This is a genomic window from Marinomonas gallaica (assembly GCF_049821165.1).
Lineage (GTDB): Bacteria > Pseudomonadota > Gammaproteobacteria > Pseudomonadales > Marinomonadaceae > Marinomonas > Marinomonas gallaica.
Window position 1 is genome coordinate 2,208,810 of sequence record NZ_CP187511.1, and the last position, 23,131, is coordinate 2,231,940.

Annotated in this window: 24 protein-coding genes; 14 read left to right on the plus strand and 10 right to left on the minus strand. The window is 44.6% G+C overall.

Features of this window, described 5'->3' with window-relative positions; all coding sequences use genetic code 11:
• Positions 1-14: 14 nt before the first annotated feature.
• The 6 genes from ACPUEK_RS10385 to ACPUEK_RS10410 all read left to right on the plus strand — a co-directional run bounded on the left by ACPUEK_RS10385 (position 15) and on the right by ACPUEK_RS10410 (position 5,223).
• On the plus strand, positions 15-515 hold the full coding sequence (locus ACPUEK_RS10385) for a universal stress protein (protein WP_425640669.1): 501 nt from the start codon (positions 15-17) through the stop codon (positions 513-515).
• 1 nt (position 516) lies between these two features.
• Entirely contained in the window at positions 517-1,044 is a 528-nt protein-coding gene (locus ACPUEK_RS10390; RefSeq protein WP_425640670.1) for a hypothetical protein, read from the plus strand.
• A gap of 9 nt (positions 1,045-1,053) precedes the next feature.
• On the plus strand, positions 1,054-2,526 hold the full coding sequence (locus ACPUEK_RS10395; RefSeq protein ID WP_067217682.1) for a tripartite tricarboxylate transporter permease: 1,473 nt from the start codon (positions 1,054-1,056) through the stop codon (positions 2,524-2,526).
• Positions 2,527-2,994: 468 nt separating this feature from the next.
• Positions 2,995-3,819, plus strand: a complete 825-nt coding sequence (locus ACPUEK_RS10400) for a hypothetical protein (RefSeq protein ID WP_425640671.1) — start codon at positions 2,995-2,997, stop codon at positions 3,817-3,819.
• The gene (locus ACPUEK_RS10405) at positions 3,809-4,564 is read left to right on the plus strand and encodes a hypothetical protein (RefSeq protein WP_425640672.1); all 756 of its coding nucleotides are present in this window, start codon (positions 3,809-3,811) and stop codon (positions 4,562-4,564) included. The genes ACPUEK_RS10400 and ACPUEK_RS10405 overlap by 11 nt, the downstream gene beginning before the upstream one ends.
• A 17-nt stretch (positions 4,565-4,581) precedes the next feature.
• Positions 4,582-5,223 (plus strand): hypothetical protein, encoded by a 642-nt coding sequence (locus ACPUEK_RS10410; protein WP_425640673.1) that lies wholly within the window; start codon positions 4,582-4,584, stop codon positions 5,221-5,223.
• Between the two features lie 221 nt (positions 5,224-5,444).
• Here ACPUEK_RS10410 and ACPUEK_RS10415 read toward each other — a convergent pair whose 3' ends face one another.
• The 9 genes from ACPUEK_RS10415 to ACPUEK_RS10455 all read right to left on the minus strand — a co-directional run bounded on the left by ACPUEK_RS10415 (position 5,445) and on the right by ACPUEK_RS10455 (position 13,714).
• Positions 5,445-6,641 (minus strand): multidrug effflux MFS transporter, encoded by a 1,197-nt coding sequence (locus ACPUEK_RS10415; protein ID WP_425640674.1) that lies wholly within the window; start codon positions 6,639-6,641, stop codon positions 5,445-5,447.
• Positions 6,642-6,708: 67 nt separating this feature from the next.
• Positions 6,709-8,139, minus strand: coding sequence for an aldehyde dehydrogenase family protein (locus ACPUEK_RS10420; RefSeq protein WP_425640675.1), 1,431 nt, complete (start codon positions 8,137-8,139; stop codon positions 6,709-6,711).
• 12 nt (positions 8,140-8,151) lie between these two features.
• Positions 8,152-8,583 carry a GlcG/HbpS family heme-binding protein gene (locus ACPUEK_RS10425; RefSeq protein WP_082866145.1) on the minus strand — a complete coding sequence of 144 codons (432 nt, stop codon included), beginning with the start codon at positions 8,581-8,583 and terminating at the stop codon, positions 8,152-8,154.
• Positions 8,584-8,724: 141 nt separating this feature from the next.
• On the minus strand, positions 8,725-9,609 hold the full coding sequence (locus ACPUEK_RS10430) for a helix-turn-helix domain-containing protein (protein ID WP_425640676.1): 885 nt from the start codon (positions 9,607-9,609) through the stop codon (positions 8,725-8,727).
• Between the two features lie 133 nt (positions 9,610-9,742).
• On the minus strand, positions 9,743-10,552 hold the full coding sequence (hpaI, locus tag ACPUEK_RS10435; RefSeq protein ID WP_425640677.1) for a 4-hydroxy-2-oxoheptanedioate aldolase: 810 nt from the start codon (positions 10,550-10,552) through the stop codon (positions 9,743-9,745).
• A gap of 12 nt (positions 10,553-10,564) precedes the next feature.
• Complete coding sequence (hpaH, locus tag ACPUEK_RS10440; RefSeq protein WP_425640678.1) at positions 10,565-11,368, minus strand: 2-oxo-hept-4-ene-1,7-dioate hydratase; 804 nt, start codon at positions 11,366-11,368, stop codon at positions 10,565-10,567.
• 9 nt (positions 11,369-11,377) lie between these two features.
• Entirely contained in the window at positions 11,378-12,142 is a 765-nt protein-coding gene (locus ACPUEK_RS10445) for a fumarylacetoacetate hydrolase family protein (RefSeq protein ID WP_425640679.1), read from the minus strand.
• 8 nt (positions 12,143-12,150) lie between these two features.
• The gene (locus ACPUEK_RS10450; RefSeq protein WP_425640680.1) at positions 12,151-12,915 is read right to left on the minus strand and encodes a fumarylacetoacetate hydrolase family protein; all 765 of its coding nucleotides are present in this window, start codon (positions 12,913-12,915) and stop codon (positions 12,151-12,153) included.
• Between the two features lie 49 nt (positions 12,916-12,964).
• Positions 12,965-13,714: a helix-turn-helix transcriptional regulator gene (locus ACPUEK_RS10455; RefSeq protein WP_067217627.1), complete on the minus strand. Its 750-nt coding sequence runs from the start codon at positions 13,712-13,714 to the stop codon at positions 12,965-12,967.
• A 257-nt stretch (positions 13,715-13,971) separates the two neighbouring features.
• Between ACPUEK_RS10455 and hpaE the strand changes: the two genes are divergently transcribed.
• From hpaE to ACPUEK_RS10490, 7 genes are all read left to right on the plus strand, one after another.
• Complete coding sequence (gene hpaE / locus ACPUEK_RS10460) at positions 13,972-15,435, plus strand: 5-carboxymethyl-2-hydroxymuconate semialdehyde dehydrogenase (RefSeq protein ID WP_067217623.1); 1,464 nt, start codon at positions 13,972-13,974, stop codon at positions 15,433-15,435.
• Positions 15,436-15,502: 67 nt separating this feature from the next.
• The gene (locus ACPUEK_RS10465) at positions 15,503-15,883 is read left to right on the plus strand and encodes a 5-carboxymethyl-2-hydroxymuconate Delta-isomerase (protein WP_425640681.1); all 381 of its coding nucleotides are present in this window, start codon (positions 15,503-15,505) and stop codon (positions 15,881-15,883) included.
• Positions 15,884-15,928: 45 nt separating this feature from the next.
• Complete coding sequence (locus tag ACPUEK_RS10470; protein WP_425640682.1) at positions 15,929-16,954, plus strand: TRAP transporter substrate-binding protein; 1,026 nt, start codon at positions 15,929-15,931, stop codon at positions 16,952-16,954.
• A 2-nt stretch (positions 16,955-16,956) separates the two neighbouring features.
• Positions 16,957-17,487 (plus strand): TRAP transporter small permease, encoded by a 531-nt coding sequence (locus ACPUEK_RS10475; RefSeq protein ID WP_425640683.1) that lies wholly within the window; start codon positions 16,957-16,959, stop codon positions 17,485-17,487.
• Complete coding sequence (locus ACPUEK_RS10480; RefSeq protein WP_425640684.1) at positions 17,480-18,808, plus strand: TRAP transporter large permease; 1,329 nt, start codon at positions 17,480-17,482, stop codon at positions 18,806-18,808. Before ACPUEK_RS10475 ends, ACPUEK_RS10480 begins: the two co-directional genes overlap by 8 nt.
• 21 nt (positions 18,809-18,829) lie before the next feature.
• Entirely contained in the window at positions 18,830-19,759 is a 930-nt protein-coding gene (hpaD, locus tag ACPUEK_RS10485; protein WP_067217603.1) for a 3,4-dihydroxyphenylacetate 2,3-dioxygenase, read from the plus strand.
• A gap of 147 nt (positions 19,760-19,906) precedes the next feature.
• Positions 19,907-20,914, plus strand: a complete 1,008-nt coding sequence (locus tag ACPUEK_RS10490) for an MsnO8 family LLM class oxidoreductase (RefSeq protein WP_425640685.1) — start codon at positions 19,907-19,909, stop codon at positions 20,912-20,914.
• A 106-nt stretch (positions 20,915-21,020) separates the two neighbouring features.
• On the opposite strand, the gene ACPUEK_RS10495 is transcribed toward ACPUEK_RS10490, so the two are convergent.
• A complete protein-coding gene (locus tag ACPUEK_RS10495) occupies positions 21,021-21,716 on the minus strand; it encodes a helix-turn-helix transcriptional regulator (RefSeq protein ID WP_067217595.1) in 696 nt (231 codons plus the stop codon).
• A gap of 116 nt (positions 21,717-21,832) precedes the next feature.
• On the opposite strand from ACPUEK_RS10495, the gene ACPUEK_RS10500 reads away from it, so the two are divergent.
• Positions 21,833-23,131, plus strand: coding sequence for an aspartate aminotransferase family protein (locus ACPUEK_RS10500; RefSeq protein WP_425640686.1), 1,299 nt, complete (start codon positions 21,833-21,835; stop codon positions 23,129-23,131).

A 23,131-nucleotide genomic window follows, 5' to 3' on the forward strand; every position in this document is an offset into this window, starting at 1 on the left:
TTTTGGGGATTAGAATGAAGAACATTCTGTATGCTTCGGATTTAGAAAAAGGGAGTCGAGTTGTACTGCATGCCGCATTAGAGCAAGCGATACAGACGAATGGAAAAATCTTCTTTTTACACGTGTCAGATCAGTTTCATCGCGGACAAGATGAAATGATGAGTGGCTATGAAATTAAAGAGGCTCATGACAAGCACTTAGAGGTACTCAAAAAAGAAATCAGTGCTTATATGAAAACACGTATTCATAACTTTATCGTCGAAGAGCTCGAAGCGTCTTCCTTCGATGAGAATGCTATAGAAGTGGTGGTAACCTTTGGTGATCCAGCGAAGAAAATTGTTCAAGTGTCTAAAGAGATTGGCGCTGGAATGATCGTAATGGGGGATCGAAGAGTCAATGCATTATCTCGTCTTTTCCTAGGTTCTACGGCGCAAAAAGTGATTCATAATGCTGCGATACCGGTGTTGATCGTACCCATTTCAAATACTGTTAAAAGCAGTAAACAAGGAGGGTAGGATGGATCAAGCGCAACGTAAGTCGAAACTTTTCTTCATCGTAACGTTCGTGGTTACCATGTATCTAATCTTCAGTTTTCCAGAACATACAACGGAAATGAAACGCGCACGCGGCTGGTATACACAACCCTTTGTTGCTCCTCTTGTTGGTCTAAGTGTACTGGCGTTTTTCTCATTTCTGAAACTCTTAACGGTACTGCGCCCTCAACTAGGCGACGATACGATCATAAAAGGATTGGTCGATAATTTACCCTATTATCAAATTGTTCTGATTACAGGGACTTTGTTTATTGTCTATATCTACGCAATTGGTGTGATTGGCTTTGCGGTCTCTACCTTACTCTTTGTCCTGTCTCTGCTTTGGCTTAGCCGCCTCTTAACTTGGTTCTGGGCATTTTATGCTTTGGTTGCAGTCACTTTAATCGTTTTGATCTTCCGCGTTGGTGTCAATATTTGGTTTCCAGATGTCACCTTATACGAAACGCTTTTCAGCGGTGAACTGCTTTATTTTATGAACAGCTATTTATAGAGAGCGACGATGGAACTCATTACTTTAGGTTTAAATGAAGTCTTCAGTGGCGGTGTCATATGGGCTGTCATTATTGGGGCGTTGATTGGGGTGACAATCGGCTCAATTCCAGGCTTGGAGCCTGCGGGCGTGATGGCGATTTTGTTGCCATTGACGTTTTCAATGGAGCCACTGTTTGGCGTGACACTGCTTTTAGGTGTATACGGAGGGGCTTGGTATGGTGGAGCCATTCCAGCCATATTGATGAATACCCCGGGGACGCCAGTGGCCGTGCTGACGACCTATGATGGTTATCCGATGGCAAAGCGAGGAGAAGGTAAAAAAGCGCTTTCCATCGCTTATACGTCTTCGTTTTTTGGCGGGATCATCTCGGTTTTATCATTGGTGTTCTTTGCGCCCATGTTGTCTCAAGTGGCGACCTTATTCGGCTCGGCTGAGTTTGCCATGCTGGCCTTATTAGGAATGGTGTTTGTAGTGCTGGCACATAACAAATTTGCCATCGAAGCGGCGGCCATGATTGGCTTGGGCATGTTTTTAGGAACCATCGGTATTGACCGATCTTATAATACTCAAGTGTATACGTTCGATGAGCCCTTCTTATTAGCGGGCATCCCATTAGTGCCAGCTGTAATTGGTTTGTTTGCCATGTCGCAGGCTTATATTCTACTGTCTAAGAAGAGTGGCGACTCGTTTAAAACGAAATTAGAAGGATCAGGGCACTTTAGTGGTTTTACGGTGCTGCTACGAAACAAAGTAACGGCGATACGTTCTGCCATTTTAGGCGTGGTTATGGGGTTGTTACCGGGTGTGGGAGAGTTCGGTTCGCAATTCTTTTCCTATACATTGGCGCAAAAGTTCTCCAAAAATCCGGAAGAGTTTGGCAATGGTGCGGAAGCCGGTATTGTCGCGTCGGAGACCTCAAATAATGCGGTAACCGCTTCGGTGATGATTCCATTGTTGGCTTTTGGTATACCTGCGGATGCCTTGATGGCGATGTTATTATCGGTCTTTATGGTGCATAACTATATTCCTGGACCACGTTTGTTTGCTGAGCATCCTGAGTTTATTTCGGGCCTATACGTATCATTGTTCTTTATGAATGTGTTTGTGTTTGCCTACTTAACGTTTGCATCGAAATACATTGTCAACATTACACGTATTCGAGGACGTTTTATTGGCGCTCTGATTTTTGTGCTGGCGTTCCTTGGTGCGTACAGTCAAAACTATCAAATTACCGATGCACTGATTGCGTTAGGCTTTTCTGTGATTGGCTATATTATGAAACGCAATAATATCCCCGCCGTTCCGATCATTTTAGGGTTGGTACTGGGGCCGGTTTTCCTTGATCGAATGAGGCAGGCGCTGGGAGTGTCAAATGGTGAGTTCGGTATCTTTATAGACCGCCCGATCTCTTTGACGTTACTCACGTTAACAATTGGATCAATTGCAATCTTTACCATTAGTAAGCTAAAAGCTCGTTAGGTAAAGCTCTTTTAGCCATAAAAAAACGCTCAATTGAGCGTTTTTTTGTCGTAAGCGACCAGAAAACCAGACCCGCTCCCAATCAATTTTCCCCAATTGTCCACGGATAAAATAAGGAAAAACTCTAAAGTAAGTGTAAGTGTCATTGAGGGGCTACTGCTATCTCTTATAGGATTCTTACCCTCATCAAAAGGGTATTATCCTGGAAGATCATGAATACGTAGTTAAGAAAGGCGATACGTAGTTAAGAAAGGCGATTCACTGTGGAAAATTGCGAATGATATATTAGAGTATCCGTACGCATGGCCGTTTTTAGTCAAGTATAATGAAGATATAATTACCAATCCTAATCTTATCTTTCCGGGGCAAGTTATTAATGTCCCTTCTCAATGGTTTAAACCTAAAAATACCGAACTACGTCCAATCAAAGTTGATTTAACAATTAATAATCAACCTAAAGAAGCAAAAATGGCCAATATAGTTTTTGCTTATGATTCAGCTAATATTCGTCCTATGACACTTACTGCTCCCTTTGGTAAGGTCACGGTTAAATTTGCAGGAAAGTTGGTGTTAGGCTCTAAGGAGGGCTCTCCAACGATAGTCGAGCTATCTAATACAGGGATATCAGCTAGTGCTGAACAAAAAATAGAGTCGGTAGCTGGAGAGTTAGCACGAAAAGTAGATATAAAATACGACCAGAAAACTAATGATATTAGCGTTAATTCAACTCTAACAATAGCTAGTTTTGGTCCTAATGCGATTACTGTCTCTCATAATTTTGAATATAAAAAAAGCGGTAAATTAGTTTATGTATATGAGGTTAATTTACCAACTACTATTAAAGGGAATTTTAGGGGGTATGGATTTGAAGCTAAGGGTTTTAAATACTTAATAGAGATTGAAAAAGATATTGAGGGTCAAAATAGTGATGGGTCTAATCAAGTAGTTGTCGCTGGACAGCTTTCCGCAGCCTCTATCAGAAATAGGCCAATCAGAGAATCTAGAGAATTAAGCCAAAGTACGTCGACAGGAGTGCCATCTAGAGAAACAAGTATAAATAGACTAGCGAAAGAGCCCTTTGGAGTGTCGGGCCAAGATATAGTAATTATCGCCTGTGTCGTTGTGATAGGATTTGTGGCATGGGAGGTTCTAGCAGTTGCTGGCCTTTTAACTCTTTCTACTGCAGCAAATAGTGAAGAAGCTAAAGCCTCGGAAATTGATGGAGAACCTATATATATAAAATCCAAAAAAACATCCAAGGCTACGGATATTAGGATAAGAAATGTATTATAAAGCTGTTTTATTGATACTTTTTTCCCCTGTTATTTGTGCAATAGATTTTTCTTCATATGAAGAAAAAACTGCACTGATCCTTAGTTCTGGATCTAGTTTAACTTTTGAATCAGTACCTAATGATACTGTTTCTGATGTTGAAGCGTTGATTGATGAGGAAATGTCAATATACTCTGGCGATTTTCTAAATAAATTTGTTAGTAATATTTATGTTGTTAGTAATTTAAAGATCAATGGATATGACTATGGCGGATCATATAATAGTAGATCTATTTTTTTGTATATACCTGAGTATTTAGGTGGTTTTATAACTTTTACAGAGGGTAGCCGAGGTATTTTTCATCACGAGTTAGCGTCCTTTGTATTTAATGAGAATTTTGGAAATAAGATTGCTTGGAGTGTACTAATTCCAAGAAACTGGGAAAGCGTAACATATGGAGTGTATTCTCAAAATCAATGGGGAGTTAAGGATGGCTTTATTAGTCCATATGGGACGACATCTTTAGGGAATGACTTTAGTGAATATGCGAAAATTATTTTTACTAATCCAGTAACAGTAATAGAAAAATCAAATGAATATGAAATAGTAAGAGAGAAAACTTGTCTATTTAGAACTATTTATACAGAGCTTGACCCAAAAACTGAAATTTTCTTCAACAATAATGGGATAGACAAATTATGTGTTAATATGAATTTTGATACAGTAAGATTTAATTTTGAGAGCAACACATTACAGTTTGAATAATTTTTAGGTATGATTTTATGGAGTTAAAAGTCAATTCCGATATTTTGGAAAAGTCAAACGATCAAGCTGCAAATATTTTTAAAAATAGAAACAGCTCCATAGTTGAAAAATTTTATTGTAATTATTATTCTAAGTTTTTCTATTCTTTCTTGAGGTTTTTTTCGATTTTTATTTCTGTGTTTTCATTTGTTAATTTAATATTTCTAGTCAAAGATAATTTAATTTTCGGATTCTGGTTTTCAGAAGAAGTATTGATTTGGTTTGTCTGCTCATGTTTGATGGCTTTCGTAGGTGTATTTATGCCACAAATCAGAGCTAGGGCTAGGCGCAAGATGGAGCGAAGAATAGCATGGTACACAGATATAAGAATTAGGAGGATATTCAATTCTCTGAAAAAATTCTCACCATATACAGCTATTTACGAGATTAAAGGTTGCTATATTTCTTGTCACAGAGAAAGCGAAGCAGGTAAAGAGCTAACGTGGCGTTCTAAAATTGGGAAAGGTGTTGCTGTGCAGGATGAATATGTGACGATTTTCTTTAGAAAAATTTTATTTTTTCCAGCAATAATAATTCCTCATGATAATAAAGAAATAGTAAAACGCACTTTTGTGGAAAATGGAGTGGAGGTTTTTTCTGTTTCAGATTTTTATAAATAATATAGTTGACTTTATGTTTTTTGTTGTGACTGATAATATGAAGCTATTGGATGGTTAATTAAATATTGAAATTTATTGTTAGTGGATCTGGTACCGTAGATAAAAATGTACCGCCGTATACATCTTCAGGTATACCAAGTTTTTGGCAGACTTCATGAAGCAAGGAGCCTTAAAAACAAAACCCCAGCAAAAATACTGGGTTTTATCGACACTCTGAACGCTCAATTGAGCGTTTTTTTATGGCTGATCATCAAGGATAAACCGTAAGAGGCAAAGCTCAACGCGCCAAAGCTCGCCATCACGATTAAAAGCGAAGCGGGTGTTCCGTCAAAAAGAAGTGACGTGATGTAGGTGCTGATTGAGCCCAGCGCAAATTGCATGGCGACCAATAAGCCTGCTGCGGTGCCAGCTCGCTCTGGAATAATGGCAAAGAGTGTTGCTAAGCAGTTTGCGCCAATGGAACCTGTGACGCTGATAAACAGCATGCTGGAGGCGATAAATAATAGGGCGATGTCGGCATAAGACACGCTTATTAATGCCATTAGGCTCGCGGAGATCGCTGAGACAGTGATTGCAAAACGGAGAGCTGCTTCAGATGACGTACGTGTCAGCAGCTGTTTGTTTATCACCGTCATAACGATAATGGCACCAATATTGGCTGAGAACAGCAGGCCGTAAGTGGATTCGCGGTAGCCAAAGTATTCGATGTAAACAAAGGCCGAGGCTGCAATAAACGCAAACATGCCGGCAAACGAAAAGCCATTGGTCAGGATAAGTAACGTTACTTTTGGCTCGCTGAAACAGACTGCATATGAGCTTAGATAGTCTTTGATGCTGGGCGGTTTCGTCGTGTCCCGTTGCGGCTCTTTGATGATGAGCGCGATAGCGACGAAAGCGAAAACTGACACTGCAGCCAGTAAATAGAAGATCCAACGCCAATCCAGCGTATTGACGATAAAGGCGCCTAACAGTGGCGCGAAGATCATCACGATCATTGAAATAATATGCATGCTCGACAAAATACTGGCCGCTTGCTGATGGTCAAAGTAATCGCGGACCAAGGCTCTGGCCAGGACCGCCGCTGCAGCAGCGCCTAGGGACTGTAAAGCGCGTAAGAGTACCAACGATTCCGCATCTTGAACCATGGCGCAGCCAAGGCTTGTGAGGGCATAGGTGAAAGTACCAACCAATAAGATCTTCTTACGCCCAAGTTGATCGGAGAGTGGGCCAATGATCAGTATGCCAATAGCCATGCCGACTAAAAACGAGGTAATACTGTACTGCACCATTTGTTGACTGGCGCCGAGATTCTTAGCAATCTCAGGCAAACTGGGTAAATAGGTATCAATGGACAAGGGGCCAAATGCGACAAGATAGCCCAGTAAGGGAATTAACCAAAAAGAATGTGTACGAGTCATATGCCGTCCTTATAGAGATAAAAAAGCCAACATAATGTTGGCTTTTGAAAAAGGGTCTACATCAGCCTTATTTTGGTGTACGAAGCACCATCAGTTTTAACTCTGTCATATCTTCAATGGCATAACGGATACCTTCACGGCCCAAGCCACTGTCTTTCACACCGCCATAGGGCATATGGTCGACACGCCAAGATGGCACGTCACCGATGATCACGCCGCCCACTTCCAACTCTTCCCAAGCTTTGTGGGCTTTATAGATGTCTTTGGTGAAAATACCGGCTTGCAGACCAAACTCAGAATTATTGACTTCTTTTAGAGCCTCATCGAAATCGCTGAATCTTGAAATGATCGCGACCGGGCCAAATGCTTCTTCGTTATTCACTGTCATGGCAGCGGTCACGTTTTCCAATAACGTAGCTTCCAACATAGCGCCATTACGTTGCCCACCAGCCAAGACAGTCGCACCTGCTTGACGGGCTTCTTCTACCCAGCCATGAAGACGTTCGGCTTCTTTTAACGAAATCATTGGGCCGATAAACGTATCTTCGTTCGATGGATCGCCCATGACGAGATTTTTAACTGCGTCGGAGAGCATGGCTTTGGCTTGATCGTAAAGCGAGTCGTGGATTAAGATTCGCTGCACACTGACGCAGCTTTGACCAGATTGGTAGTAAGCGCCAAAGACGATACGTTGAACGGCATCGTCCAAATCGGTCCCTTCATCGACGATGCAGGCAGCATTGCCACCCAGCTCCAAGACAACCGGTTTTTTACCTGCTTTCTTTTTGAGATCCCAGCCCACATCTGGCGAGCCTGTGAAACTCAACAGTTTCAGACGCTCGTCTGTGGTGAATAAATCGGCGCCATCACGACGACACGGTAGGATCGAGAACGCACCTTCAGGCAGTTCTGTCTCCGCTAAAATCTCGGCAATGATTAAGGCACTGATCGGCGTTAAAGATGCGGGCTTTAAGATAAACGTACAACCGGCTGCAATCGCAGGCGCAATCTTGTGTGCCGCTAAGTTTAAAGGAAAGTTAAACGGAGAAATAAATGAACACGGTCCAATCGGGAAGCGTTTCCATTGACCTTGATAGCCTTCGGCACGTGCTGAAATATCCATCGGAATCACTTCGCCGTAAATCCGCGTGGCTTCTTCAGCGGCGATTTGGAATGTATCGATCAAACGTGTCACCTCACCGCGCGAATCTTTGATCGGTTTGCCTGCTTCCTGACATAAAGCGATGGCCAGCTCTTCGGCGCGTTCTTTAAAACGGCGCACGCAATGGTTCAGAATGGCTTGGCGTTTGTAAGCGGGAAGCGCTTTCATGGCGGCTTGTGCTTGGTCTGCCGCGGCAATCGCTTGATCAATGTGATCCGCAGTCGCTAAGGCCACTGTAGCAATCAGATCATCGGAATACTTATTACGTACTTCCAAATCTTCGTTGTCATAAACGGGCTTGCTGGCTAAATAAAATGGATAGTGTTTTTTCAGCATCGTGATCTCTCTTTAGTGATTGTTAATTAACGCATCAATTGCCACTTGGGCGCAGTCGATATCTTGTGCTTCGCTGCCACCGGAAACGCCGATGGCGCCGACGGTAATGGTCTCTAGGCGAATAGGGAGCCCTCCGCCTAAGTAGGTGAAGTTAGGCTCATTTTGCAGCGCAAACAGAATCTTCTCTTTGTTCATCAGTGTGCTTTGCCAAGACTGGGTCGGCTTGCCAAATGACACGGCGGTGTATGCTTTTTTCTCGGCGATGCCGGTAGAAAGAAGCGGGGACTGGTTCATGCGCAGACTGACTAAAGGGATGCCGGACGCATCGACAATACAGATGCTGATATGAATGCCTAGACTCGTCGCATGGGCCATTGCTGTCGCTCCAATTTGAACGGCAGCCGCGGTGGTTAGATTGTGTTGATTAATGGTTGTTTCAATCATGAGCTTACTCTAATGGAAAACTGGCTTGTCAATGTTCACGAACTACCTCAAAGTGTATTTTACTTAACATGTTAAGTAAATGTGTGAGGCGTATTTTTAGGGCAATTTACGCACATTGCTCTTTTGACTTAGGCCAGAGAACTAGTCTTTCCGGTGTTCATTTCTGAACTCTGTAGGCGTTGATTGCGTGTTTTTATAAAAAAACCGCGAGAAGTAAGACGGGTCCATAAAACCTAAGGTGTACGAAATTTCAGTAAGGTTCATATTGGTGTGCGACAACAGTCGTTTCGCTTCTAAAATGACACGCCCATTGATGATTTTTTTGGGGCTGGTATCGGCAATTTTATTACAGATGTAATTTAGACGGCTCTCATTAATCTTTAACTGATCGCAGTAAAACGTGATACGGCGCTCATCGACGAAGTGTGTTTCGACTAAGCGGCTGAATGCGCGGAAGCTGAGAATTTCTGCTTGGTTGTTTTGGTAGCGTGGGTGTTGGGAGCCAGACAGGCGTAATAGGTGGATGATGAGCAGCTGAAGGATGGACTCTATTGCTTCACTGTGAAGTTTGCTTTGCCCAATCCATTCGTATTTCAGCAGGTCAAAAATCTGCTCTATCTTACGCCACGCTGCTTGCGTGGTATGACGCTCTTCAATGACGATGGGCAGATAAAAGATATTATTAAATGCCTGCAAGCGATCGGTAATACTTGCTAACACCGAAGCGTGCATGGTTAGCACGAAGCCTGGGGCATTAGGCTCTGTCCAAAATGCGTGAGGCGTCGAGGACGGCGTAAAGAATAAGGCATTGCCTTGGGTTTCGTAGGTGTTCTGGTCAATGTTGAAGAAGGTTTTACCCGCTTGAACAAGGTGGATTTGACAGTATTCCGCATGCAGGTGCATGGGCATATCCCGTCCAAAAAAGTCGGCAAGTTTGCCAAGTTTGTCGAAATGAACGGTTTCGTCCTTGTATTTCGAATCGTAATCTTGGCCAAGGTCGATATTTGGAATCCACTCTTTGGTCATAGGATGCTCAATTTTTATTGTTATCGTGGGGCAATTATAAAGCCAAAAAAAAGCCCAGTATACTGGGCAAAAAAAGGGTGAAAAATAGATTACATGTCTAACATTAACTCGGAATAATGTTGGGCAACCACCCTTAATACACAGAGGATGGGCCTCCCGTATTTTGATTCTCCGCGTCAGGTTTAAACGCTTGAACCAATTGTTTAGTGCTGTTCATTAGTAGGCCCGTATCGCTGCCCACAGCAACAAACAATGCGCCGCAATCTAGGTAACGACGTGCTTGCACTTGGTCGGCCATGAGCACTCCCGGCGCTTTGCCGGCAGCGACAATTTTGGCAATGCTGGCTTCGATCACTTTCACCACTTCAGGGTGATTAGGTTGACCGATATAGCCTAACGACGCGCTCAAATCCGCAGGGCCGATGAAGACACCGTCAACCCCATCGACTGCTAGGATATTGTCCAGTTCTTCAACCGCTTTTGCCGATTCGATCTGTACCAGCACACAAATTTCATCGTTCGCCGTGGTTAGGTAATTCGGCGTACGATTGAATTGTGAGGCGCGTGCTAACGCACTGCCAACGCCGCGCACACCGTGCGGAGGGTAACGCGTTCCACGCACGATTTGTTGTGCTTGTTCAGCGTTATCAACCATCGGGGCTAAGATGGTTTGCACACCCAAATCTAAGATTTGTTTCAGTGCCACATCGTCTGCCCAAGCAGGGCGCACAATAGGATGCGTATTAAAAGGTGCCAACGCTTGTAGCTGCCCCAATATGGTTTGCAGGGTATTTGGCGCATGTTCACCGTCAATTAAAAGCCAATCAAAACCCGCTGAACCGATCAGTTCTGCGGTGTAATGGTTAGCCAGACCTAGCCAAAGTCCAATTTGAGGTTCTTTATTAGCAAGGGCCTGCTTAAATGTGTTTTTGGGTGCTGTCATGGTTCGTCACCTTTATTTGAAGTAACAAGATACAGAGCCAAGCGGACCATAATCCACAGTAAAGGTGTCGCCTTTACGTGCTGCAACTGGGCGGGTAAATGAGCCACCAAGTATGATTTGCCCCGCTTCCAATTCAACATCGAACGGCGCTAATTTATTGGCTAACCAAACAATGCCGTTTGCAGGATGGTTCAGTACGCCCGCGGCGACACCGGTTTCTTCGATGACGCCATTGCGTTGCATGATCGCAGATACCCAACGTAAGTCGACTTCGTCCACTTTGATTGGACGCCCACCTAAGATGATGGCCGCGTTCGCCGCGTTATCCGAAATCGTATCAAATACCTTACGTGGTCGACCGCTATCAGGATCAATGGACTGACTGCGCGCATCGATCAGCTCCAATGCTGGAACAACGTAGCCGGTTGCATCGTAGACGTCGAAGATTGTCACATTAGGGCCTTTCAGTGGCTTTTTCAAAATGAACGCTAATTCCACTTCGATGCGAGGTACAATAAAATCTTCAGTGTTGATTTCGCAACCATCGTGATACAGCATATCGTCTAAAAGCGTACCGTAATCAGGCTCGTCAATCTGAGAACTCATTTGCATAGCACGCGATGTCAGGCCAATTTTATGACCGATGATTTTACGACCTTCTTGCAATTTCATATCGACCCACTCACGCTGAATGGCGTACGCGTCATCGATCGTGATGTCAGGGTTATCTAATGAGATCTGGCGGATTTGGGTGCGTGACTTTTCTGCTTCATTTAGGCGCTGTGCGCAGGACGTAATAATGTCTTTCGATAGCATAATCGGCTCCTAGTGTAAGCTGGCTAAGTAGTCAGTCTCAGAAATGATCGTATTGGTCAGGGTGCCAACACCTTCTACTTCGGTGGTAATCACATCACCCGGTTTTACATCGGCAAGACCTTCTGGTGTGCCAGTGAAAATCATGTCACCAGGACTCAGAGTCATGATCTCGCTTAAGTAAGAGATTAAGTGAGGGATATCAAAAACAAGATCCTTGGTGTTGCCCTCTTGCTTAAGTTCACCGTTGATATAGGTGCGCAGTTTCAAGTTATGAGGGTCTTGGATCTGCTCTGCATCAATGATGTAAGGGCCAATCGGTGTACATGTATCGCGGCTCTTAACACGAAGGTTAGGGCGGTAGTAGTTTTCTAGGTAATCGCGAATTGCATAGTCATTGCCAACGGTGTAACCGCCAACGTATTGCATAGCGTCTTCTTTTGACACGCTTTTCGCTTCTTTACCGATCACTACGACCAGTTCACATTCATAATGCATGTAGTCGACATTGTCAGGACGGTATGTGTTTTGTTCATGGCCTATCAGGGTATTGGCATTTTTTAAGAACACTAGTGGCTCTTCTGGTGCTTTGAAAGACAGCTCTGCCGCGTGATCGGCGTAGTTGATCGCCAACACGAACATTTTGCCTTCACATGGCGGCATCCATTTGAAAGAGCCGTTGGCAAGTACATCGCCTGAAGCCGTCACAGCTTCGTTGTTGTCATTTACGGTGACGTTTAGGATTTCGTCGTTAACTAGTACGCGAGCGTGTTTCATGGTCGGTCTCACTCTTTCTCAACTGGGTTCGCTAAACGGCCAACGGCCTCCACATCAATCATCACAATATCGCCATCTTTAATAGCCAAAGACTGGTCGCGTAATGGCGTACCGGCAATGATCAAATCGCCGGGCTCTAACGTCATAAAACTGGAGATATAACTCACTACTTTCTCAACGCTGTGCACTAAGCGGTTTGTGCTTGTTTCATGAACGAGCGTGTCGTTAACAAAGGTTTTAATCGCTAGATCGTTCGGCGAAGAGACAAGTGATTTGTCAATGACCCATGGGCCAATAGGACAAAACGTATCACGACATTTTGCTTTCACAGCCGGGCGGTAAAAAGACGTTTCTGCAAGCGATACTTCGTTTACGACCGTATAGCCTTTGATAAAATTAAGGGCATCCGCTTCACTCACGCGTGTGGCTCGTTCGCCAATAACAATACCCAAAGCTGGACCCGCGTATACGTCGCCCTTATCGATCGGGACTTTAATTGTTTGACCATGACCGATGTGTGTATTGTCTGTCTTGATGTGCAATACCGGTGTTTTCGGCGGGTTCACGTATGGCTTAGCGTCAAATTCAGGCGCTAAAGAATCCACAAGGTCTTTATTATTGAGCGCCACGCCAATGACAGCGCCATTGGTTGCTGGCAGTAACGGATCTGCCAGCTCAACAGCAAATGTTGCTTCTGACGTTTTTGAAACGGCTTGGCCTGATTCTTGTTGTCGGTAGGTATACATAGCCCAATCACCAAATGTAGTTAACATGTTAAGTATATTGACGTAAATTATCTCAAGCTGTCAACAGTCGTGCTAATTAATTAAGAAACTTTCTGAAGAGTTCGCCTTGAGTGTGAATATTGAGTTTTCGATAAATGTTTTTGCGGTGGTTTTTGATGGTTCCCTCAGAAACGTAGCATAACTGCGCAATACTCGAAGAAGGATGGCCTTGTAGAATATAGCTAACGATTTCTTTTTCACGTTTGGTGAGACCAAACAGGCTCATTTGATGATTGCTGTCGTGATGTTCAGATTTTAATTCAGAGCAATGAGAAGACTCAATAATCTGACTGGTTAGAGATTCATGTTTTCGGATTGCAGACTTGATGGCGTGAAGGTAAGGGCGCAGTTCATGATTCAGCTCATTCATCGGCATATCGTGGGCGGTATACGCCAAGCAGATAGTGCGTTCATCATTCAGGCTGACGATGAAGTTCGATTCATTGGTCCAGCCAGTCATATGATAAAAGCGATCGTAATACGTTGAACTATGAAAGTCATGACGAATGATGCTGTCCAGTGTCACCAGCTCGTTACGATTATCTTTATTAATAACGTCGTAAAAAGGATCGAGTAGATAGGCCGACTCACAATAGATTCGATCGAACTCTGGCTCACTGTACCCTCCTAAAAAAGCAGGTTTGGAAGATTTCGGGTAACTAATGATTTTAAATTTAGAAACCGTTGGAACCTGTTTGAAACTGCGTTCGACTTCGTGATAGAAGTCACTTTGACCGATTGTACTAATCAGATCAGGTAGCGTCTGATACAAAGAACCTGCCATCATGTTTTCGCTCCTATTTTTATTAGTTATTTACACTCTACTGCATTATAGGCATCAAATCCCAATAAAACTGCGGCTCATTAATTCTTATTAGAAAGTGCAATTCTATAGTGCATTCATATCAAGAAGTGCGATTAGTTGGTGCGACAGATCTTGACAGAATTACCAAGCAGTATTAATTTACTTAACATGTTAACGAAATGGAAGTCCCATTTTTAACTTCCATGCCGAATAGTTTTGTCTACAGGAGATGAGCAGTAATGATAAAAAACTTAATCAATGGTCAGTGGGTAGAGAGTGAAAAAACCTTTCAGACAGTGAACCCAGCGACGGGTGAAGTCTTGGCTGAAGTCGCTCATGCTTCTGATGAGCAAGTGGCGGCAGCGGTACAAGCAGCGAAAGATGCGTTTCCTGCTTGGGCGGCCATGCCAATCGCAAAACGCTCTAAAATTATTGAGAAGCTTGGCGACCTGATTGCTGAGAACGTTGAAGAAATAGCCCGTCTTGAAACCGCTGATACGGGCCTACCGCTTTACCAAACGTTGAATGCCTTGATTCCACGCTCCTCAAATAACTTTTACTTCTTCGCTGAAAAAGCGAAGCAAATGAATGGTCACACTTACCCAGTTGATGACCAAATGTTGAACTACACCTTGTACCAACCAACGGGTGTGTGTGCGTTGATTTCGCCATGGAACGTGCCGTTCATGACAGGTACGTGGAAAACAGCGCCTGCGTTAGCACTCGGTAACACTGTGGTTATGAAACAGTCTGAATTGTCACCTCTGACGACAGACTTTTTAGGTCGCTTATCCATCGAAGCGGGTGTTCCGCCAGGCGTGTTCAACATCGTACATGGCTTTGGTTCGACAACCGGTAATGCCATCATCACCAATGATGATGTAGATGCGATCTCCTTTACAGGAGGTACATCGACCGGCAAACACATCATTGCCAATGCTGGTCTGAAGAAGTTTTCTATGGAGCTGGGTGGTAAATCACCGGTCATGATCTTTGAAGACTGTGACTACGAGCGCGCTATGGACGCTGCGGTATTCGGCATTTTCTCGATCAATGGCGAGCGCTGTACAGCAGGTTCTCGTATCTTCGTACAAAAAGGTATTTACGATAAATTCGCGGCAGAATTTGCAGAGCGTGCCAGCAAAATCAAAGTCGGCGATCCAACAGATCTTGATACCAAAGTGGGTTCATTAATCAGTCAACAGCACTTCGATAAAGTTACTGGCTACATTCGTATCGGTATTGAAGAGGGGGCCACTCTGATTGCTGGAGGTCCTGATAAGCCTGTGGATGAGCTACCTGATCATCTGAAAGGCGGCCATTTTGTCCGTCCAACGGTATTCCGTGATGTGACCAATGACATGCGTATCGCTCAAGAAGAAATCTTTGGGCCTGTAGCTGTATTGATTCCGTTTGAAGACGAAGCGGATGTGGTGGCCATGGCGAATGACAACGAATACGGCTTAGCGTCTTACCTATGGACACAAGATGTGAGCAAGGTTCATCGCATTGCTCAGAAAGTCGATGCAGGCATGATGTTTGTGAACTCGCAAAACGTTCGTGATCTTCGCACACCATTTGGTGGGAAAAAAGCGTCCGGTACCGGTCGTGAGGGTGGTGATTATAGCTTCGAAGTATTCTGTGAACCGAAGAATGTCTGTATCAGCATGGGCTCACACCATATTCCAAAATGGGGTGTGTAAAACACGTTTGTCATCGTAAAGAAGCTGGGCCGTGCCTAGCTTCTTTCTCGTTTTTACTGGAGTAGATATGCCGCACTTTGTTGTCGAGTATTCAGGAAATTTAGAAGACAAACTGGATTTTCAACCACTGTTTAAAGCACTTCATGAATACGTTGTCGGAACTGGTCACTTTCCAATCGGTGGTGTCAGAAGCCGAGCGATTCGAGTGGATCACTACCGCGTCGCCGATGGCCGTGAGGACTTTGCGTTATTGAACCTAAATTTAAAGATTGGTCATGGTCGTAGTATGGAGATCAAGCGTGAAGTTGCACAAAACGTGTTTTCGATTTTGAGCGACTGGATGGAACCTGTCACAAATGAGCATTACGTCCAAATTTCGTTTGAGCTGACAGAGCTTGATCCGGAACTGAAATACAACAAGAACAATATTCACCCTCTATTTAAGTAAGACAGATAGAACGCGATTGTAATAATTATAAAAGAGGAAATCGTCATGCAGAACACTATCAAATTCACCCTGTTAGGCGTAGCGCTTGTTACCAGCACCTTTATATCGGCACAAACTATACGTGTTGCAAGCTGGTTACCACCAACCAATCCGATGAATAAAGACGTTATCCCTGCATGGGGGGAAGCAGTTAAAAACGCCACGGATGGTCGGGTAGATGTAGAAATTATTTATGGTTTGGGGCATCCGAAAACCATGTGGAACCTAGTTGAAGATGGCATTGTAGAAGCCAGCTACAGCTACCATGGCTACGTCCCAGGCCGTTTCGAATTGCCACAAATAGTTGAGCAACCCGGTCTAAATGTGAATGCTGAAGTCGCGTCTTATGCGCTTTGGAATACTTATCAAGAGTACTTCAAAGACTCAGGTGAGTTTGATGGTTTGAAACTGTTGGCGTTATTTACTCATGGTCCTGGTCAAATTCACTCTAATTTTGAAATCAATAATGTAGCGGATCTTGAAAACAAAAAGATTCGTATTGGTGGTGGTGTACAAAGCATTATTGCCGAAGAGTTTCATGTAACACCGGTCGGTGCGCCAGCACCAAAAGTCTATGAAATGATGCAGCAAGGTGTGATTGATGGGGCGTTTTTACCCGCGGTAGAACAACGCGTTTTACGTCTAGCCGAAGTCACCGATTACTTAACGCTGTTACCTCATGGAATGTACATGGGGAGTTTCTCTATGTTTATGGACCCTTACTTCTTTGAAGATCTGTCAGCAGAAGATCAGGCGGCGATCAATGCGCTATCAGGAGAAAGCTTATCGGTTTTAATCGGTAAAGCTTGGGATGAGAGTGATATTTCAGGTATTGAAATCGCCCAAGAGGCGGGGGTAAACGTTAAAAAGCTGACCGCTGACGATATGTTGTCAAAAGCCTTTGATGAGCGTCTAAAAAGCGTGCCGCAACATTGGATTGATAGCGCAGACGCTAAAGGCTATGACGGCCAAGAAGCGTTAGATCATCTTCGTAAGTTGGCAAAAGAATACAGTGAAAGCCACGGAGCATAATTATGTTGCTAAGTCGTTTAGTCGATAAGCATCATGGAGGATTTGGGTTAGCCAAGTGTCTAACTTTTCCACTGGAAGTGGTGTCCTCTATTGTGCTCATGGCGCTGATGCTACTCACCTGTGGCGATGTCATTGGGCGCTATCTATTTAACAACTCTATTAATGGCACCACGGAACTCACGGAATTGGCCTTAGGGATCATTATTTTCTGTCAAATTCCTGTGATCACCATTGCTGCGTCACATGTTGTTGTCGATATTTTGGACGGTTTTCTACCGGCTATTTTTATCCGTTTATCGGGTGTGATATCCAATGTCGCAGTGGGGTTCGGCTTTTTCTTTTTAGCGCAAAGAATATGGCAAATGGCGGAGCGTTCGTTGCGACGCGGTGTGGTCACCGAGTTTTTAGGTATTCCTGTTGCGTATTTTGTGCAGTTCATCAGTGTCATGATGTGCGTTTCAGCGGTTATTTTAATCATTGTGGCAGTTCGCAACCTACTACAAAAAGCCAAGGGAGTAAGTGCTCATGATTGAATCCTTTATCGGCTTTTTGATTCTATTAAGTCTTATTCTAGTTTTTCGTGTCCCGATTGGCTTCGCCATGGGCGCGGTCGGCATTGTGGGCTTTGCTTATCTTCAAGGCCTGACATTTGATAATGTGCTGGATTTTAGTTGGCGTGGCCCCGTTTCGTTGGCCTCGAATCGTATCATCGACACGGCACAAGAATATGGCTTGTCGGTGATTCCGTTGTTTATCTTGATGGGTAACTTTGTCACCAAAGCGAACCTTTCGGGAGACTTGTACCGAGCATCGCATGCGTTTTTAGGTCATCGTAAAGGCGGTTTATCGATGGCGACAATTGTTGCGTGTGGTGGCTTCTCTGCTATTTGTGGCTCTAGTTTGGCAACGTCTGCCACCATGGCGAAAGTCGCCATGCCGCCGATGCAAAAATACGGTTACAGCAACAGTCTTGCCAGTGCCTCTATTGCTGCTGGATCGACTCTTGGCATTCTGATCCCCCCCAGTGTGATTTTGTTGATGTATGGATTATTGACCGAAACCAGTATTCGTGAACTGTTCGCGGCAGGCTTTATTCCGGGAATATTAGGCATAGGGCTGTATTTGTTAGCGACACGCTATGTGGTTTGGCGTAATCCCGAAGCAGGCCCTGCTTGTGAATCGATGCCTTGGCCTGAACGACTGATCGCTCTGAAAAATGTTTGGAGTGTGCTGGCCTTATTTGGTGTGGTTATGGGCGGGATTTATTTAGGTGTGTTCACACCTTCAGAAGCCGCAGGTGTGGGCGCAGGGGGCGCGTTTATTATTGCTCTATTGCGCAAATCGCTGAACCTCGATGCTTTATTTCATGCCTTGATTGATACGGGACGTACCACCGCCATGCTGTTTACGGTATTGATCGGTGCTTTGATTTTTTCAGACTTCATCACGTTTGCGGGCTTGCCTGCGGAGCTGCTGGCATTTGTACAGAGCTTTGATTTATCGCCAATGGGCATCATGTTGATTATTGTCGCCATTTATTTGGTGCTGGGCATGGTGTTTGAAAGTTTGTCGATGATTCTACTGACCGTACCGATCTTTTATCCATTAGTTCAAAGCTTAGGTTTTGATCTTGTTTGGTTCGGCATACTGGTTGTAGTGGTCACAGAAATCAGTTTGATTACCCCGCCAGTGGGTATGAATGTGTTTGTGCTGAGTGCGGTGCTGGATGATGTTAAAGCGGGCACGATTTTTAAAGGTATCGTACCTTTCTGGTGTGCAGATATGATCCGCTTAGCGTTGATTCTATTTGTCAGCTCAATCGCTTTGTTTTTACCAGAGATGTTATACAGATAATTAATCTATCGGAGTTTTACTATGGGCAAGCTAGCATTGGCTGCAAAAATTACTCACGTACCATCTATGTATCTTTCAGAACTGGATGGTCCTAAAAAAGGATTTCGACAAGCGGCCATTGACGGTCATCATGAAATTTCGCGTCGTTGTCGTGAATTGGGTGTGGATACGATTGTTGTATTTGATACGCATTGGCTGGTGAACGCGGGCTATCACATTAACTGTGCACCACATTGGGAAGGGGTATACACCAGTAATGAGCTGCCGCATTTCATCAATAATATGCCATACAGTCTGGATGGTAACCCTGAGTTGGGGCGTATTATTGCAGAAGTGTGTAACGAGCAGGGTGTTGAAACCATGGCGCATGATGCGACAACCCTAGCACCAGAATACGGTGCGCTTGTACCGATGCGCTACATGAACGAAGATCAACATTTTAAGTGTATTTCGGTATCAGCTTTGTTGACAGTTCATTATCTAAATGACTCTGCGCGTTTGGGTTGGGCAATTCGTGAAGCGATTGAAAAACACTACGATGGAACAGTTGCGATTCTTGCGAGTGGTTCATTGTCTCACCGTTTTGCACAGAATGGTCAAGCGCCGGATTTCTCAGACAAAGTGTGGAGTCCATTCTTAGAAGACCTTGATCACCGTGTTGTGCAAATGTGGGAAAACGCAGAATGGGCAAAATTCTGTGGCATGTTGCCTGAATACGCGGCCAAAGGACACGGCGAAGGCTTTATGCATGATACCGCGATGCTGTTGGGTGCATTGGGCTGGTCTGATTATGATCAGAAAGTCGAAGTGGTTACCCCGTATTTTGGTAGCTCAGGCACAGGCCAAATTAATGCTATTTTCCCAGTTTCCCCGCAAACGGGAGACGCGGTACCCGGTCCAGAAGCTTCACGTGAATCGGGAGAATTTGTATACGGTCAGAGCCGTCTATAAGTCCTTGTCATGTTAAACAAGCCTCTATTGATGCGACCAATAGGGGCTTGTTTTGTCTAACGTCGTAAGTTTTATAAATACGGTCAAAATGATGCGTGAACAGTGTTAAAGCTCGCATGCTAATGAATTTTCGCCGTTGGAGTGTTTATGTCCATCAAACTGTCGGTTGTCGACCAGACACCTGTTCATGGCAGCCATAGTAAAGTTGCAGCGCCCTCGCTGAGTGTTGAGCTGGCAAAGCTTTGTGATCAATTAGGTTATTATCGCTATTGGGTGGCTGAGCATCACAACAGTGTGCATTTTGCTAATCCTTGTCCTGAAATTCTAGTGGCTCACATTGCCAGTGTGACGGAGCGTATTCGTGTTGGCAGTGGCGGGGTCATGCTGTCCCACTACAGTCCATTAAAAGTGGCTGAGTGCTTTTCAATGATGGCGACACTGTTTCCTGATCGCATTGATTTAGGTGTCGGTAGAGCGCCCGGTGGTTCTGGACAGACGTCGTCAGCGCTAGCTTATCCAAACGCCCCAGCGGCGGCAGAATCCTATGCGGACAAAGCGCAACAATTAGAAAATTTTTTACATGGCACCTTGGCAAGGAATCACCCATATCAGGGGATTAAAGTGATGCCTGATGCCAATCCAACCCCTGAGCTTTGGATGCTAGGCTCAAGCGGCGGTAGTGCGGCCCTTGCCGGGCAGTTGGGTTATAACATTGCTTTGGCGCGTTTTATCGACCCAGATAATTGTCGTCCTGACATATTCGCTGAACACAAACAGGCGTGGTCTAACGCTGGTCATAAGGGTGAGCCAAATACTATTTTGGCGATTGCGGCCATTTGTGCGGAAACCGAGCACGAAGCCAAACTGCGTGCAGGCACGGCTGTTTATCGTAAACTGGCAGCGCAATTAGGTCAGCGAGAGGATTTCTTAACCCCTGCAGAAGTGCAAGATCGTTATCAGCAATTACCTGTTTCGATACAAGCTGCATATGACCATATTTTAGCGGGTTATACCGTCGGCACACCTGAGCAATGTTGGGATGAAATGGATACCTTATCGAATGCATTTGGCTGCGATGAATTGTCGCTGGTGACCGTGACCTACAGTCAAGCCGAGCGTTTAGACAGCTATCAACTGTTGGGAAGTGAACTTTAATCAACGCTTAGGAAGAATAAAAAAGCGTCGTAGAGGCCTGTTTACGGCGCTTTTTTCATGGTAGGTAAGTCTATTAGGGGAGAGGCGTAAATAGAAAAGCTTACCGTTAGATTTCTGACAGCACTCGGGCGGTTAACTCCGTACGTGATTGAACGGAGGTCTTGCGATAAATATGGTTTAAATGCGTTTTAAGTGTGGCGATACCCATGTCAATGCGACGAGCGATTTCTTTATTACTGGCGCCTGAAATCAGCATCTCAAGTACGTCCAATTCTCGGTCAGTTAGGCCATAGCGCTCTTGTAAATTATTACGCTCCGTCTCTCGCTTAGGCAAATACACGGTATTTAGACTGTATTCCAAAAAGTCATGTACAGAGCGCAACAGCTGTATTTCCTGCGCGGTAAAGTCCCCCATCGCTTTGACTCTTAATAAACTAATGACAGCGATGATTTCATTACGAGCGTTGCGAAAGAAAATGTCAGCCACATAACGGTGCTGATATTGTTGCATGAATTCAAGGTAATAGCGGCTTTGCAGAAGCTCCTGTTGCGGCTGTTGTGAATCCAATGTGGCGACTTTTATGTCCGTGTGTTTGAAGTGGATAGGATTGAGTGGATCTAAAGCAAAGTAGGTCGAAGTGTAGGATTTTTCAATATCAGAAGGGGCATTATAAATGTAGGCACCTTGATGCTGCATGTCTGGCTGTACTAAGAAAAACGCCGAACCACTGACTTCGATGAGGTTGCCAATCAGTTCAAGGCTTTTGGCTTGAAATAGTGATGGAAATTGGTTGGTCTGCAAACTACGGCTACCTACATTTGTTCTGATTTAAGGTATCAACCATCTGGTTGATACTCTTATGAATGCTAGACACCTAACATGAACCTTCTATTTTACGGTTTTTTGTAGGTGCTACAATGGAAAGTCAAACACAGTCGCTGCTTGAGCGACGTTACAACACGATTGGTAAATACTCCCCATTATTTTATGAGCGTCCTATCCATCTTGCTCGCGGTGAAGGTGTCTGGTTATACGACACACAAGGCAATCGATTTTTAGACTGCTACAACAACGTACCACATGTCGGCCACTGTCATCCTAAAATCGTCAGCGCCATCACTGAACAAGCCAGCACACTGAATATTCACACACGCTATTTACACGAGAACATTGTCAATTACATCGAGCGTTTGACCGCTACGTTTGCGGACAGCCTGAATGCAGCCATGTTGACCTGTTCTGGCAGTGAAGCCAATGAATTGGCGCTACGTATGGCGCGTTTCATCACCGGTAGGCAAGGCATTATCGTATCAGACGCGGCTTATCATGGTAATACAGAAGCGGTAGGTGAACTCGGTACGGGTTTTATGCCAGAAGCAAAAACGACCAAACGCGTACGCTCTTTTCCAATTCCCGATACGTATCGTGGCTTGCCCGGTGTCCCTGTTGATCAATTGAAAGCGGCTTATCTGAAGCACATCGAAACAGCGATTGAAGGTTTTGAAGCCGATGGCATCGGCTTTGCTGGTATGTTGATTTGTCCTGACTTTGCCAACGAAGGCCTGTTGAATATTCCAGATGGCTTTATGGAGGAGGCGGCGCAGTTAGTGCGTGATGCCGGTGGTCTGGTGATTTATGACGAAGTGCAAGCGGGTTTTGGTCGTACAGGTGAGCATATGTGGGCTCATCAATGGTACGACGTAGTGCCGGATATTGTCACCATGGGCAAACCCATGGGCAACGGTTTCCCGTTGGCTGGTTTAGTGGCCAATCTCGATCATGTCAATGCGTTTACGAAACATGCGATGTATTTCAATACCTTTGGTGGTACTCCGGTTGCCTGTGCGGTCGGTAATGCTGTGTTAGATGTACTTGAACAAGAGCAACTGCCACAAAATGCAGTAACGACCAGCCAATACGTGACCGCTGGTTTAATCGCGCTACAGCAGAAGTTTTCCATGATCGGTGACGTACGTAGCCTAGGTATGTTCTTTGGCGTTGAGTTAGTGCTCGACCCTAAAACAAAAGAGCCAGCGACGAAGCAAGCTAAGCAAATTGTTAATCACATGCGTAACCAAGGCGTTCTGATCAGTACGATTGGGCCATGGGACTCCGTTTTAAAAATCCGTCCGCCTATGCCATTTAAACCAGAACATGCAGATATCTTACTGAGCGCGTTAGACAACGCATTTACTGCTTTTTCAGAGGAAATTTAA

Excerpts from the sequence above, each read along its gene's own strand:
- ACPUEK_RS10400 (WP_425640671.1), top strand. The coding sequence starts at position 2,995 with ATGGCCAATATAGTTTTTGCTTATGATTCAGCTAATATTCGTCCTATG.
- ACPUEK_RS10405 (WP_425640672.1), top strand. The coding sequence starts at position 3,809 with ATGTATTATAAAGCTGTTTTATTGATACTTTTTTCCCCTGTTATTTGT.
- hpaI (WP_425640677.1), bottom strand. The coding sequence starts at position 10,552 with ATGACAGCACCCAAAAACACATTTAAGCAGGCCCTTGCTAATAAAGAA.
- ACPUEK_RS10450 (WP_425640680.1), bottom strand. The coding sequence starts at position 12,915 with ATGTTAACTACATTTGGTGATTGGGCTATGTATACCTACCGACAACAA.
- ACPUEK_RS10420 (WP_425640675.1), bottom strand. The coding sequence starts at position 8,139 with ATGCTGAAAAAACACTATCCATTTTATTTAGCCAGCAAGCCCGTTTAT.
- ACPUEK_RS10490 (WP_425640685.1), top strand. The coding sequence starts at position 19,907 with ATGTCCATCAAACTGTCGGTTGTCGACCAGACACCTGTTCATGGCAGC.
- ACPUEK_RS10385 (WP_425640669.1), top strand. The coding sequence starts at position 15 with ATGAAGAACATTCTGTATGCTTCGGATTTAGAAAAAGGGAGTCGAGTT.
- ACPUEK_RS10430 (WP_425640676.1), bottom strand. The coding sequence starts at position 9,609 with ATGACCAAAGAGTGGATTCCAAATATCGACCTTGGCCAAGATTACGAT.
- ACPUEK_RS10395 (WP_067217682.1), top strand. The coding sequence starts at position 1,054 with ATGGAACTCATTACTTTAGGTTTAAATGAAGTCTTCAGTGGCGGTGTC.
- ACPUEK_RS10425 (WP_082866145.1), bottom strand. The coding sequence starts at position 8,583 with ATGATTGAAACAACCATTAATCAACACAATCTAACCACCGCGGCTGCC.
- hpaH (WP_425640678.1), bottom strand. The coding sequence starts at position 11,368 with ATGCTATCGAAAGACATTATTACGTCCTGCGCACAGCGCCTAAATGAA.
- ACPUEK_RS10455 (WP_067217627.1), bottom strand. The coding sequence starts at position 13,714 with ATGATGGCAGGTTCTTTGTATCAGACGCTACCTGATCTGATTAGTACA.
- ACPUEK_RS10470 (WP_425640682.1), top strand. The coding sequence starts at position 15,929 with ATGCAGAACACTATCAAATTCACCCTGTTAGGCGTAGCGCTTGTTACC.
- ACPUEK_RS10390 (WP_425640670.1), top strand. The coding sequence starts at position 517 with ATGGATCAAGCGCAACGTAAGTCGAAACTTTTCTTCATCGTAACGTTC.
- ACPUEK_RS10475 (WP_425640683.1), top strand. The coding sequence starts at position 16,957 with ATGTTGCTAAGTCGTTTAGTCGATAAGCATCATGGAGGATTTGGGTTA.
- ACPUEK_RS10500 (WP_425640686.1), top strand. The coding sequence starts at position 21,833 with ATGGAAAGTCAAACACAGTCGCTGCTTGAGCGACGTTACAACACGATT.
- hpaD (WP_067217603.1), top strand. The coding sequence starts at position 18,830 with ATGGGCAAGCTAGCATTGGCTGCAAAAATTACTCACGTACCATCTATG.
- ACPUEK_RS10410 (WP_425640673.1), top strand. The coding sequence starts at position 4,582 with ATGGAGTTAAAAGTCAATTCCGATATTTTGGAAAAGTCAAACGATCAA.
- ACPUEK_RS10415 (WP_425640674.1), bottom strand. The coding sequence starts at position 6,641 with ATGACTCGTACACATTCTTTTTGGTTAATTCCCTTACTGGGCTATCTT.
- ACPUEK_RS10445 (WP_425640679.1), bottom strand. The coding sequence starts at position 12,142 with ATGAAACACGCTCGCGTACTAGTTAACGACGAAATCCTAAACGTCACC.
- ACPUEK_RS10465 (WP_425640681.1), top strand. The coding sequence starts at position 15,503 with ATGCCGCACTTTGTTGTCGAGTATTCAGGAAATTTAGAAGACAAACTG.
- hpaE (WP_067217623.1), top strand. The coding sequence starts at position 13,972 with ATGATAAAAAACTTAATCAATGGTCAGTGGGTAGAGAGTGAAAAAACC.
- ACPUEK_RS10480 (WP_425640684.1), top strand. The coding sequence starts at position 17,480 with ATGATTGAATCCTTTATCGGCTTTTTGATTCTATTAAGTCTTATTCTA.